The following is a 12,932-nucleotide window of genomic DNA, read 5'->3' as shown; positions in this document are numbered from 1 at the left end:
ACCGGCCGGGAACACGCCCGGTTGTCAGGGGTCGCCCGGGCGGCCAGGCGCTGATGAAGCGCCCGCAGGAGCTGCGGGACGGCGGCGCGCGCGACTTCGGGTCACTGTGGTAGTGCTCTATCCCGTGACCAAGTTGCGCGATTGGGGCGAGTACGAATTAGAGATCGCCAGACCAATCACTGCTTACGACACACCCAAAGGCAGAAGATGATCGTGGCTGAGGACGAACCGACCGCACAGGATATTTCCACAATGGACGAGGCGGAGCGTGGCCAGTGGTTCTACGACAATCGTGAACAGGTAGCCATAGACTCCACACGAACTGGGCTTGGACAGGGCTCAGACGGCGGTCGGTGAACCGGACAGCTCGCGGGCGAGTTCGGGCATGCCGCACTGGCGCACGCCGTCGATCATCATGCGCAGGTCCTTGGCGACCCGCGCCGACTGGACGTCCGAGGCCAGGACGACCGCGCGGCGCGCCTCCTCGGCGCCCCCCTCGCGGTCGCCCTCGCGGATGCGCAGCACCGCCATCCGCGTCAGGCACCGAAGGCCCGTGCGCGTGCGGTTCTCGCCGAGCCGCTCCAGCGCGGCGCCGAGGCGGACGCGCGCCCGCTCGTCCTCGCCGAGCTGGAACAACGCCAGGCCGAGCGCACTGTCGTGGTGGCCGGGAGAGACGGTGATGTGGCGCGCCCAGTCGGGGGCCAACGCGGGCTCGGCCCGGGCGAGTGCGTCCTCCGCCAGGCCGATGTGGCGCAGGCCGGCCGGCCGGTCGCCCGCCGCGGCGCAGTGGCGGGCGGCGACGGCGTGGACGTTGGCCCGCTCGGCGCTGGAGATGCGCTCGTCGCCGAGGGCCATGCGCAGGATCTCGACGCCGTCCTGCGGCCGTCCCATGTCGGCGAAGGCGACCGACAGGTCGAGCATGGTGTGCGCCCGCAGGTCGCGGTCGGCGCCGCGCGCCGCCGAGTCGAGGGCGAAGGTGAGCAGCCGGGTCGCCTGCTCCAGCCGGCCCTGGTCGTAGGTGGCCCAGCCGACGCGGTCGGCCAGCAGTCCGATGGCCGAGCTGAGCCGGTCGCGGACGGGCTCGGCCATGGGACGGTCGCGGAGCTTCACGGCCCATTCGAGGGAGCCGCGCGCCATGGCGGTGGCGGCGTTGCCTCCCCTGGCGAGGTCCATGCGCATGTAGAGATCGGCGGCGGCTTCGACCGCCCGCACTTCGGGCAGGCCGACGAGACTTGGCGCCTCGGTCGACAAACCGTCAAGCAGCCTGGTCAAGGGCTCGCCCGTGGCCACCCCCACCGAAGCCGCGGCGATGACCGAGAGTAGGCCTCTGCGCTTCATGTCATCGACGGTACACGTGCCGGGGTCTCCGGAAAGTGGGGTTTCAGTTGCCGGAAAAGGAACAGCCGAGGCGGCCAGAGCGACCTCGTAGTGCCGGACCACCGCCGGGGTCGCCTCGCGCTCCCCGCGCTCGATGCGGCTGAGATGACCTGCGGAAACGCCCGTCATCGTGGCAAGCCGGCCCAGACTGACCCCCGCGCGTCTGCGCGCCGCGCGAAGATCTTCGCCTATGGTCATGGTCACTCCACGTGTTGCGGCAATGACGGTGCGGCACCAAGGCAATGGTGACACGGTGTTATCGGAGCCTCACACTGACCGTAGCGCGGAACTCACTCGCGCAGACCGATGACGTGATAAATGGCAGACCCATAAGGGCGATTCGTGGTACTTACAGGTCTTCTGATGCGAACCGAGGTCGGGCCACGTGCGAAAGATCAGAGCTCTCCCCGTCATCCACCGCCACACCGGACGACCGTCCGCCAGGGGGGTGGCGCCGCCGTACCTATGGCCTCGCTCCGCTCGGCGGGTTCGGGGCGCCGCTTTGGGCGGTGTTCTTCCGTCGTCACGCGGAAGGGGCTCGTTCCTCACCCCTTCCTCCCTCCTCCTCCAGAACACCGCCGCGCCCCGACCCCCGCGCCCCGCGTGCCGCCGAGGGGAGGCGTCATGAACCCCGCGCCGGTCGCCCCCGCCGGGTGGGTCGTCTTCCGCTCCGACGCGGGCCGCTTCTGGGCCACCCGCCTGAGGTTCGACGACGCCACCGAGGCGGCGGGGGTGTGGCGCACGGTCGACGCCGACGACGCCACCACCCTCACCGAACTCATCGCCGAGCAAGAACAGCGCGCCCGCTCGGCCCCCTGATCAGACGTCGACGCGGGCTTCTGGGTGGTCGGGGCGCTCCCACTGGGTGTGGTAGACGCCGTCACGATCCACGCGGCGGTAGGTGTGCGCGCCGAAGTAGTCGCGCAATCCCTGGAGCAGCGCGGCGGGCAGCCGCTCCGCGCGCAGGCCGTCGTAGTACGCCAGCGCGCTCGCGAAGCCCGGCGCGGGGATGCCCCGCCGGGTGGCGGCGACGGTGACGTCCCGCCAGGCGCGCTGCGCGGTGGACAACTCGGCGGCGAAGGACCCGTCGGACAGCAGCGTCGGCGTGTTCGGGTCGGCCTCGTACGCGGCGCGGATGCGGTCGAGGAACCGGGCCCTGATGATGCACCCGCCCCGCCAGATGGTCGCCATGGCCCCGAGGTCGATGTCCCAGCCGTACTCGGCGCTGCCCGCCTGGATCTCGTTGAACCCCTGGGCGTAGGCGACGACCTTCGAGGCGTACAGCGCCTCCTCGACGTCGTCGGCGAACGAGGACGGCAGGTCGTCGTCGGTGGGGCCGGGGAGGACGCGCGCCGCCCCGCGCATCTCGGCGTGTCCGGACACCGCACGGGCGAAGACCGCCTCGGCGATGCCGCTGACGGGGACGCCGAGGTCGAGGGCGACCTGGACGGTCCACCGGCCCGTGCCCTTCTGCTCGGCCTGGTCGAGCACCACGTCGACGAAGGGCTTGCCGGTCGTGGCGTCCAGGTGGGAGAGCACGGTGGTGCTGATCTCGATGAGGTAGGACTCCAGCCGGCCGGTGTTCCAGGTGCGGAAGGCCTCGGCGATCTCGGCGGGGGACATCCGCGCACCCTGGCGCAGAATGTCGTAGGACTCGGCGATGAGCTGCATGTCGGCGTACTCGATGCCGTTGTGCACCATCTTGACGAAGTGCCCGGCACCGTCCGGGCCGACGTACGTGCAGCATGGCACCCCGTCCACCTTGGCCGCGATGTCCTCGAGGATCGGCCCGAGGTACGTGTACGCCTCCTTGGGGCCGCCCGGCATGATGCTCGGCCCCTCCAGCGCGCCCTGCTCGCCGCCGGAGATGCCGCACCCGACGAAGTGGATGCCGCGTTCCCTCAGGGCCTTCTCACGACGCCGCGTGTCCAGGAAGTGGGCGTTGCCGCCGTCGACCAGGATGTCGCCGGGTTCCAGAAGAGGGGCGAACTCCTCGATCACCGCGTCCGTCGAGGCGCCCGCCTTCACCATGATCACAATCTTGCGTGGACGCGACAGCGAGGCGACGAACGCCTCGGGCGTCTCGGCGGGGATGAAGACCCCCTCGTCGCCGAACTCCTCGATCAACGCCTTGGTCTTCGCCTCCGTGCGGTTGTGCACCGCGACGGTGTAGCCGTGCCTGGCGAAGTTGCGCGCGAGATTTCGGCCCATGACCCCGAGACCGGTGACACCAATGACCGCGTGCTCTGTCGTCATGCCCGATCACTCTCCTTCTGATCTAGCAATACGCCGTGGAGAGCCACCCGGTTCGACGGACATCGCGACGTTCACCGCCGGGCGGCCTCCGCGCACCTGGCGCGGGACCACCGGCCGCACATCGCGATCTGTCTGCATTACTCCGCTTTTCACGGCGCCTTCCGGGGGCAGGGTCCAATTGTGAAGGAACCGCCTGAACGACGTGTCACCGAGGTGGCCCCGAGCGGATCCCGGGGGCTCGGCGGGGCCGGGGTCAGCGGTCCAGGAGGCGCGCGAGCGGGCTGTCCTCCAGGTGGTACAGCAGGTCGCGGCAGTCCTTGTACACGGCCTCGGCTCCCGCGTCCCGCAACGACTCGCTGTCGATGCCGCCGGAGCGGACCCCCACGCATCCGGTCTTCGCCGCGCGGGCCGCGAGCGCGTCCCAGACGCTGTCCCCCACCATGATCGCCTGGTCGGCCGCGATGCCGGACTTGTCGAGCGCCTGCCGCACGGGTTCAGGGTGGGGCTTGGACTTCTCGACGTCCCCGGCGTGCACGAGCACTTCCACCGCGTTCTCGGCGCCGGTGATTCCGACCAGGTGCTCGGCCTCGTCCTTCGGCGCGCTCGTGACCACCACCACGGTCAGTCCGCGGTCGGCGAGCGCCTTGAGCAGTTCTCCCGCCCCCGGTACCGGGCGCACCTGGTCGAGGCGCGGTTTGTACGCCGCCGCGTGCGCGTCGGAGATCGCCTGCGCCTCCTCGTCGTCGACGTCGGGCAGCAGGTAGTCGATCAGCGCACGTTCCGCCCGCCCGATGGCCCCATGGATGTCGACCATGAGCACATCCCGCCGCCGTCCGCGGAACCCCTCCCACCAGGCCACGACATGCAGATAGCCGGTGTCCACCAGGGTCCCATCAAGATCGAATATCACGCCACGCCGCATGGTTCACCACCCCGGAAACCGGCCGGACCCCCTGCCCGGCCTGCATGAGCGCATGCCTAAGAGGAACAGGCGCCATGTGTCCGGTTTCGTACCCCGGAGAACCCGCCTCCAACAGAAAGCGCCCCCGACGAGGGACCGCGCGGGTCAGGCGTCGGAGCAGGAGTCCTGGGTGGCGTCGATGCCCTTGATGTCGCTCTCGGACACCTGCATGGGCTTCAGGCCCTTCCAGTCGGCGCCGATCACCAGCACGAGCCGCGTCGTCGTGGTGTCGGTGACCATGGCGTTGCGGGAGGTGACCAGGTCGCCGGCCAGCGTGGGCACGCGGGACTGGCCGCTGGAGGAGTACCGGATCGTCGTCTTGGGGTACGGCTTCACCTTCGCGTCGCCGACCTTGGCGACGCTGTAGCCGCGCTGTTCGAGGGCTGCGGCGACCTGGGAGCCGAGGCCGGCCTGGGTGGTGCCGTTCTGGATCGAGATCTCGATCTTGGACTTGGGCACCTTGGCCTCGCGGCCGGTGTTGGACTTGAGGTTGGAGCTGTTGAGCTTGGTGTCGGTGGCGACGAGCTGGAAGAGCTGCCTGGCCTGCGGCTGCACCCACTCGACGCGGCCGGGCTGGCTCAGCGAGTAGCGCCACGGCGTCGTGACGAAGCGGATGTTGCCTGCGGCCAGGCCCTGGGCGCTGGTCGCGAGGTCCTTCATCACGCCGATGGTCAGCTCGGGGTCGGTGGTGACGGACTTGGTGGCCGCGTCGAGGAAGTCGAACAGCTTGGCCGGGTCGGTCAGCGTGGACCCGCTCATCGCCTTCTTGATCATGGAGGCGAGGAACATCTGCTGCCGCTGGATGCGGCCGATGTCGGAGCCGTCCCCGAGCGCGTAGCGGACGCGGACGTAGCCGAGGGCCTGCTCGCCCTTGAGCGTCTGGCGCCCGGCGGGCAGGTGGAGCAGGGCCTTGTCGTCGTCGATGGGCTTGGGGACGCAGACCTCGACGCCGCCGAGCGCGTTCACCATGCTCTTGAACCCGGTGAAGTCGACCTTGACGAAGTGGTCGATGCGGATGCCGGTGAGCGTCTCGATGGTCTTGTACGTGCAGGCGATGCCGCCGAAGTTGAACGACTCGTTGATCATCCCGACGTGGGCGCGCTGGCCGGGGAGGCCGTTCTTGGCCCGGCAGGCGGGGAGCTGGACGAGCGAGTCACGCGGGAAGCTGATGAGCAGCGCGTTGCCCCGGTTGGGCGAGATGTGCGCGAGGATGATCGTGTCGGTGCGCTCGCCGTACTCGCGGTGGCCGTACTTGATGTTCGCGCCGACGCGCGTGTCCGACCCCACCATCAGGATGTTCAGCGCCTTGCTCACCTTGGCGGGGCGCGCGCCGAGGTCCCCGGGGTCCACCGCCACGTGCTTGATGTTGCCGCTCAGCTTCGTGTAGGCGCCGACCAGCGTGGCGCTGGCCGCGACGGCGATCCCCGCCACGGCCGCGACGAGGCACCAGAGCCACGAGGCCCACCACCGCTTCTTCCGACCGCTCGCCGGTTCGTCCACGGGCTGGACAGGGCGCGTATCGACAAGCCCGCCGTTCATTGTCCCCACGGAATGGCCAGGGCTGGTGGCCCCCAGGCCACGCGCCGACTACAGGTGCCGGATCCGACCGCCCGGCAAGTCGCTGGTCAGTCTAGCGAGGGGAGGGATGTTTGGGGTCCCCTGTCGCGGTATTCGCACGAAATACTCATTTTTCCTGGTGAAACGGCTACCCCACCGGCCCCTCACCGCCCAGCGGAACCGCGCGCGCCGTCACGGGCGGCCGAGGCGGCGCCGTTCGGTCCGTGAATCACGACGTGAGGCGTCTTTCCTGCGAACCGTCACCGGAAGTCTCCTGGTGGGCGTGGTGGAGGAGCCCGGTGAGCACGTCCTCCAGCGTCACGACGCCCACCACGTCCCCGGTGTCGTCGCTGATCCCGGCGAGCTGCGCCCGCCGCTTGCGCATCGTCGCGAGGACGTCGGCCAGCGAGGCGCCGTGGTGGACGATGGGCAGCGGACGGGCCGGCAGGGGCCGGCCGGGCGCGTGCCCGTTCAGCGCGTCCAGCACGTGCAGGTAGCCGGACAGTCCGCCGGGGCCGTCGCCGCGCACCGGGAAGCGGGAGTGGCCGTGCCGCCCGGCGTACTCCTGCAGGTCCGCGGCGGTGGTCGTCGCGGGCAGGGTCACGACGTCGGCGCGGGGCACCATGACGGACGTGACCGGCCGCCCGCGCAGCGCGAGCGTGGCGATCATGCGGTCGTACTCGTCCTGGTCGAGCAGCAGGTGCCGGCGTGACTCCTGGATGACGGCGGGCATCTCGTCGGAGGTGTAGACCGACCGGATCTCGTCGGTGGGCGGGATCTTCAGCACCCGCAGCACGCCCGCCGAGATGGCGTTGATCGCGACGAGCAGCGGCCGGGTGGCGCGCGCGACGGCCCGCAGCGTGGGGACCAGCCAGAGCGCCGCCTGGTCGGGACCGGACAGGGACAGGTTCTTCGGCACCATCTCCCCGATGATCACGTGCAGGGAGACCACCACCAGCAGCGCCAGCGCGAACGCGGCCGGGTGTACGAAGCCCTCCGGCACGCCCAGGGTGTGGAACAGCGGCTCCAGCGCGTGCGCGAGGACCGGCTCGCCCACGGCGCCGAGGGCCAGCGAGGCGAGGGTCACGCCGAGCTGCGCGGCGGCGAGCATGAGCGGGACGTCGTCCATGGCCCCGAGCACGGCGCGGGCCCGCCGCGAGCCCTCCTTGGCCAGCGGCTCGATCTGCGTGCGGCGCGCGGAGATCAGCGCGAACTCGGCGCCCACGAAGAAGCCGTTCACGCCGAGCAGCACCACGATGGCGAGGGCGTCCAGGAGGGTCATCGGGCGGCCCCGGGGGTGTCGGCAGGGTCGGCGGGATCAGCGGGGTCAGCGGGTTCGGCGGACGTGGCGGACGTGGCGGACGCTGCGGACGCGGTCACGAGGTCTCCTCGGACGGGGCGGTGAGGGTGATGCGCTCAATCCTGCGGCGGCGCACGACGTCGGCGCGCAGCTCCCAGCCGTCCACGGCCACGCGGTCGCCCGCGTCGGGCAGGCGGCCGAGCCTGCTGATCAGCAGCCCGGCGAGCGTCTCGTACGGGCCCTCGGGCATCTGGAAGCCCGTGCGTTCCTCGACCTCGTGGGCGCGCAGCCCGGCGGGCACGGTGGCCGACGTCCCGGCGGCCAGCATCGCGGACGCGGGCTCGGCCGAGCCCTCCTCGGGCAGGTCGTACTCGTCGGCGATGTCGCCGATCAGCTCCTCGGCCAGGTCCTCGACCGTGACGATCCCGGCGAACCCGCCGTACTCGTCGACGACGACGGCCATCTCCTCCCGGGCCGCGAACAGGCGCTCCTGGAGGGTCGCGAGGTCCAGGGACTCGGGCACGAGGACGGGCGGGCGCCGGATCGCGGAGACCGGCGTCGTCGCGCGCTCGCCCTCGGGCACGGCGAAGGCGCCCGTCACGTGCGCGACGCCGACGATGTCGTCCAGGTCGCCGCCGGTGACGGGGAGCCGCAGGTGCCGCGCCTGCCGGGCGAGGGCGAGGAACTCGGCGACGCCGGCGTCGTCGGCGACGGTCACGCAGTCGGTGCGGGGCGTCATCGCCTCGTCCGCCGTCCGGTCGCCGAACCGGAGCGCGCGCAGCAGCATGGCGGCGGTCCCGCCGGGCAGGGCGCCCGCCTGGGCCGACGCGCTCATCAGCAGGCTCAGCTCGTCGGGCGAGCGCGCGGAGGCCAGCTCGTCCTGGGGTTCGGCGCCGAGCGCGCGCACGATCCCGTTGGCGATGGCGTTGCATGCCTTGATCAGCGGGGCGAAGACGGCCGAGAACGCCCGCTGCGGCGGCGTGGACATGCGGGCGACCAGCATCGGTTTGGACAGGGCGGCGTTCTTGGGGACGAGCTCGCCGAGCACCATCTGGCCCACCGTGGCGATCAGCAGCCCGAGGACCGCGGCCACGTTGTCGGCGGCGCCGAGGGGCAGGGCGGGCACGGCCTCGACGGCGGGGCGCAGCAGCCCGGCGATCGCGGGCTCGGCCGTGACGCCGAGCAGCAGCGAGGTGATCGTGATGCCGAGCTGGGCCCCGGAGAGCTGGAACGACAGCCTCCGGATCGCCGCCTGGATGCCCTGGGCGCCCCGGTCGCCCGCGGAGGCGAGGCGCTGGACCTCGCCGCGCTCGACGGTGACCAGCGAGAACTCGGCCGCGACGAAGACGCCGTTCGCGATGACGAGTGCCAGTGCGCCCAGCAGAAAGAGCAGTTCGACGATCACGGTGCCGCCTCCCGCGAAGCCCGCTACACCAGTAGATCAGACCGTGCGACATGTTCAATTGTTCGCCGAAACCGTATCGGACCGGATCCGGCGCCGGTCGTCCGCTCCGGATACCCCTGGGGCCGAGCTTCGAACCCGCGGCCTTCGCCCCCCACCCATGCGGAACAGAACGGTAGGGGGGTATCGTTTACGGACATATAGGCTGGTCGCGATACGCCTGGAGACGTCGCGCACCAGGGAGCAGGCACGGGAGGACGCGTACATGGCGGAGGCCACCATGAGACGGCCCGCCGGGGGCGAGATCGAACTCGCCATCGGCGGCATGACGTGCGCCTCCTGCGCCGCCCGCGTCGAGCGCAAGCTGAACAAACTGGACGGCGTCCGCGCCACGGTCAACTTCGCCACCGAGAAGGCGAAGGTCGTCCACGACGGCGGCGTCACCCCCGCCGAGCTGGTCGCCGCGGTCGAGAAGGCCGGGTACACCGCCGAGCTGCCGAGCGCCGCCCCCGAGGCCGACGACTCTGCGCCGCTGCGCAGGAGGCTGCTGCTGTCGATCGCCCTGAGCGTCCCCGTGGTCGCCATGGCGATGATCCCCGCGCTTCAGTTCCGCGGCTGGCAGTGGCTGTCGCTCGCCCTGGCCGTCCCCGTCGTCCTCTACGGCGGGTGGCCCTTCCACCGCGCGACGCTGGCCAACCTGCGGCACGGCGCGGCCACCATGGACACGCTGGTCTCGATCGGCACGCTCGCTGCGCTGGGCTGGTCGGTGTGGGCGCTGCTGTTCGGCACGGCGGGCACGCCCGGCATGCGCCACGGCTTCGAGCTCACCACCGGCGATGGCGGCACGTCGAACATCTACTTCGAGGCCGCCGCCGGGGTCGTCACCTTCATCCTCGCCGGCCGCTACCTGGAGGCGAAGGCCAAGAGACGGGCGGGCGGCGCGCTGCGTGCCCTGCTGGAGATGGGTGCCAAGGACGTCGCGGTCCTGCGGGACGGCCGCGAGGTGCGCGTCACCGTCGAGCGCCTGGCCCTGGGGGACGTGTTCGTCGTCCGGCCGGGCGAGAAGATCGCCACCGACGGCGTGGTCGAGGAGGGCGCCTCGGCGGTCGACGCCTCGATGCTGACCGGGGAGTCCGTCCCGGTCGAGGTGCGTCCCGGCGACACCGTCACCGGCGCCACCGTCAACGCCGGGGGCCGCCTCATCGTGCGGGCGACCCGGGTCGGCGCGGGCACCCGGCTCGCCCAGATGGCCCGGCTGGTCGAGGACGCCCAGAACGGCAAGGCCGAGGTGCAGCGCCTGGCGGACCGCGTCTCGGAGTTCTTCGTGCCGATCGTGATCCTGCTGTCGCTCGGCACGCTGGTGGTCCGGCTGTACGCGGACGCCGGGGCCACGGCGGCGTTCACGGCGGCCGTGGCCGTGCTGATCATCGCCTGCCCCTGCGCGCTCGGCCTCGCCACGCCCACCGCCCTCATGGTGGGCACCGGGCGTGGCGCGCAGCTCGGCATCCTGATCAAGGGCCCCGAGGTGCTGGAGTCGACCCGGCGCGTGGACACCGTCGTCCTGGACAAGACGGGCACCGTCACCGCCGGGCAGATGACGCTGGTGGACGTCGTGCCCGCCCCCGGAGAGGACCGCGACGAGGTGCTGCGGCTCGCCGGGGCGCTGGAGGCCGCCTCCGAGCATCCGATCGCCCGGGCCGTGACGGACGCCGCGGGCGAGGGGCTGCCGGGTGTGACCGGTTTCGCCGCCCTCGAAGGGCTCGGTGTGCGCGGCGTCGTCGAGGGCCGTTCCCTGCTGGCCGGACGTCCCGAGCTGCTCGCCGAGCACGGCCAGAGCCTGCCCGCCGCGCTGGAGGCGGCGGTCGCCGGGGCGCGGGCGCGGGGTGAGACGGCCGTGGCGGTCGGCTGGGAGGGCCGGGCGCGCGCGGTGCTGGCCGTCGCCGACGTCGTCAAGCCGACGTCCGCCGAGGCCGTCGCCCGGCTGAAGGAGCTGGGGCTACGCCCGGTGCTGCTGACCGGCGACCACCGGGCGGTGGCCGAGACGGTGGCCGCGTCGGTCGGGGTACCGCCCGAGGACGTGATCGCCGAGGTTCTGCCCTCGGGGAAGGTGGACGTCGTCAAGCGTCTTCAGGCCGAGGGCAAGGTGGTCGCCATGGTCGGGGACGGCGTCAACGACGCGGCCGCGCTCGCCCAGGCCGACCTCGGCATGGCCATGGGGACGGGGTCCGACGTCGCGATCGAGGCGTCCGATCTCACGCTGGTGCGCGGAGACCTGCGCGTGGCGGCGGACGCGATCCGACTTTCCCGCCGGACGCTCCGTACGATCAAGGGCAATCTGTTCTGGGCGTTCGCCTACAACGTGGCGGCGATCCCGCTGGCGGCCTCGGGCCTGCTCTCGCCGATGGTCGCCGGGGCGGCGATGGCGTTCTCGTCGGTGTTCGTCGTCACCAACAGCCTGCGGCTGCGCCGCTTCGCCCCGCTCGCGGCCGGCCGGGACTGACGTCCGCGACCCGGCCGCGCGTGGGAGGTCCGGTGCGGGCCGTCAGGGAGCCATGTGGATCACGTGCTCGGGGGTGACGCGCACGTTGATGCGCTGCTCGCCCGGCTGCCGGTAGGGGTAGCTGTCGGCGCCGAGGTACTTCTTGGCGAGCCGGTCGACCGTCTCGTCGGCGCCCTCCAGCTCGAACTTGGCCGTGCCCGAGACGCTGACCAGGTGGTGGGCGTGGTCGGGGTCGAGCACGCTGACGGACACGCGCGGGTCCTGACGCAGGAAACGCTCCTTGGCGCGGCCCACGGCCGTGTTGAACACGACGTCGTCACCGTCGAGCTCGATCCACACGACGGTGCTGTGCAGCGATCCGTCGGGGCGCAGGGCGGTCACCCAGGCGTGCACGGGCCGGTCGATCAGGGCCTTGGCGTCGTCGTTCAGCTTGCTCATCGGTGTCTCCTGAAGATCGTGTACAGAGGGGTTCGACACACCCGAACGCGACGGATCCGCCGATCATTCCTCGCGCCGGGGGCCTTATTTGAACGTGGTGTCCACTTTTCGCTCCTACGGCGCGTCGGCGAAGACGCTCGTGGCGGGTACAAAACCGCTGGACACCGATGAGCGCGGAAACCGTGCGGGCGAGCGCTACATGACTGAATGACCGGTCAACGTATCAACGAAACGCTGATCGCTTAGCACGATGAACGACTTAGCAAATAAAACAAAAGCCTTCGAATCGGTTCGCGAATCGGGGAACGGAAAGGTCGAGGGCCGTACGCGCGCGGGGACGGACGGCCCGGAGGGAGGCGCCCATGCCCGACGGCAGGCTCACCGAGGCGCGGTGGACGCACATCGCGCTGCCCAGCTCCGACCTCGACGCGGCCGTCGAGTTCTACACGACCATGACGCCGCTCGTGCTGGTCTCGACCCACGAGGACGAGCACGGCCGCAATGCCTGGCTCTCCAACCCCGGGCAGGTGGAGACGCCGTTCGTCCTCGTCCTCGTGGAGTTCGCCCAGGATAAGGGCAGGCCGTGCCCGCAGCTCACGCCGTTCGCCCACCTCGGCATGGAGGTACCGCGCCGCGAGGACGTCGACGAGGCGGCCCGGCGGGCGCGCGAGCGCGGATGCCTCCACTGGGAGCCGGTCCTGCTGCCGCCCCCCGTGGGCTATGTCTGCGCGCTGAAGGACCCCGACGGGAACGTCGTCGAGATCTCCCACGACCAGAAGGTCTACGAGGAGGTCCGGTCCCTGTGGGGAGGGCTGACCCCGGACTGACCCCCGCGGGCGCGGGCCGTGTCGGGTCGTGCGCGGCCTGTGAACCGCTTCACCTCCACCGGTTCCGACCAGCGCCTCCTTCCCCGCCGTCGCCTGCCCTGCCCCGGAGTTGGGCAGGTGAAACCGCCTTCGGGCGCCTTCGCAATGAAACCGCCGCCCTTTCCTTCGCATCGGCACTACCGTCGACTTCCACCGATGCGGGACTCTTGGCGCGGAGAAAAGCCGGTTATTGTGAATGAACCGGCATGGGCGTTTGCCGGATCATTCGAGCGGCACAGGGCATCGAAAAGAGCGTCAGGTCCTTCGTACGTCAC

The 12,932-nt window shown here is 71.2% G+C and carries 10 protein-coding genes and 1 pseudogene; 3 read left to right on the top strand and 8 right to left on the bottom strand.

What is annotated here, in order from left to right:
- Window positions 1-339: 339 nt before the first annotated feature.
- Together AB0M95_RS00690 and AB0M95_RS00685 are read right to left on the bottom strand one after the other, a co-directional pair.
- On the bottom strand, window positions 340-1,338 hold the full coding sequence (locus AB0M95_RS00690) for a hypothetical protein (RefSeq protein WP_363758432.1): 999 nt from the start codon (window positions 1,336-1,338) through the stop codon (window positions 340-342).
- A gap of 78 nt (window positions 1,339-1,416) precedes the next feature.
- Window positions 1,417-1,575 (bottom strand): annotated as a pseudogene (locus AB0M95_RS00685) (helix-turn-helix transcriptional regulator); the annotation flags it as partial.
- Between the two features lie 426 nt (window positions 1,576-2,001).
- Here AB0M95_RS00685 and AB0M95_RS00680 point away from each other — a divergent pair.
- Entirely contained in the window at window positions 2,002-2,196 is a 195-nt protein-coding gene (locus AB0M95_RS00680; RefSeq protein WP_358520071.1) for a hypothetical protein, read from the top strand.
- Here the strand turns inward: AB0M95_RS00680 and gndA are convergent, their stop codons facing one another.
- The 5 genes from gndA to AB0M95_RS00655 all read right to left on the bottom strand — a co-directional run bounded on the left by gndA (window position 2,197) and on the right by AB0M95_RS00655 (window position 8,856).
- On the bottom strand, window positions 2,197-3,633 hold the full coding sequence (gene gndA, locus AB0M95_RS00675; RefSeq protein ID WP_363757802.1) for an NADP-dependent phosphogluconate dehydrogenase: 1,437 nt from the start codon (window positions 3,631-3,633) through the stop codon (window positions 2,197-2,199).
- 253 nt (window positions 3,634-3,886) lie between these two features.
- On the bottom strand, window positions 3,887-4,555 hold the full coding sequence (locus AB0M95_RS00670; RefSeq protein WP_363757800.1) for an HAD family hydrolase: 669 nt from the start codon (window positions 4,553-4,555) through the stop codon (window positions 3,887-3,889).
- A 144-nt stretch (window positions 4,556-4,699) separates the two neighbouring features.
- Window positions 4,700-6,094 carry an LCP family protein gene (locus AB0M95_RS00665; protein WP_363757798.1) on the bottom strand — a complete coding sequence of 465 codons (1,395 nt, stop codon included), beginning with the start codon at window positions 6,092-6,094 and terminating at the stop codon, window positions 4,700-4,702.
- Between the two features lie 286 nt (window positions 6,095-6,380).
- A complete protein-coding gene (locus tag AB0M95_RS00660) occupies window positions 6,381-7,433 on the bottom strand; it encodes a hemolysin family protein (protein WP_363757796.1) in 1,053 nt (350 codons plus the stop codon).
- 94 nt (window positions 7,434-7,527) lie between these two features.
- On the bottom strand, window positions 7,528-8,856 hold the full coding sequence (locus tag AB0M95_RS00655) for a hemolysin family protein (protein WP_363757794.1): 1,329 nt from the start codon (window positions 8,854-8,856) through the stop codon (window positions 7,528-7,530).
- Window positions 8,857-9,118: 262 nt separating this feature from the next.
- On the opposite strand from AB0M95_RS00655, the gene AB0M95_RS00650 reads away from it, so the two are divergent.
- A complete protein-coding gene (locus AB0M95_RS00650) occupies window positions 9,119-11,353 on the top strand; it encodes a heavy metal translocating P-type ATPase (RefSeq protein WP_363757792.1) in 2,235 nt (744 codons plus the stop codon).
- 42 nt (window positions 11,354-11,395) lie between these two features.
- Here the strand turns inward: AB0M95_RS00650 and AB0M95_RS00645 are convergent, their stop codons facing one another.
- Window positions 11,396-11,791 carry a PPOX class F420-dependent oxidoreductase gene (locus AB0M95_RS00645; protein WP_358520054.1) on the bottom strand — a complete coding sequence of 132 codons (396 nt, stop codon included), beginning with the start codon at window positions 11,789-11,791 and terminating at the stop codon, window positions 11,396-11,398.
- Between the two features lie 362 nt (window positions 11,792-12,153).
- Here AB0M95_RS00645 and AB0M95_RS00640 point away from each other — a divergent pair, with 362 nt between their 5' ends.
- On the top strand, window positions 12,154-12,618 hold the full coding sequence (locus AB0M95_RS00640; RefSeq protein ID WP_358520051.1) for a VOC family protein: 465 nt from the start codon (window positions 12,154-12,156) through the stop codon (window positions 12,616-12,618).
- Window positions 12,619-12,932 lie beyond the last annotated feature (314 nt).

The sequence above is a fragment of the Sphaerisporangium sp. NPDC051017 genome (assembly GCF_040683095.1).
In the GTDB taxonomy this organism is placed as follows: domain Bacteria; phylum Actinomycetota; class Actinomycetes; order Streptosporangiales; family Streptosporangiaceae; genus Sphaerisporangium.
The sequence above is the reverse complement of the archived record's forward strand: the minus strand, read 5'-3'. Positions and strand labels throughout refer to the sequence as shown.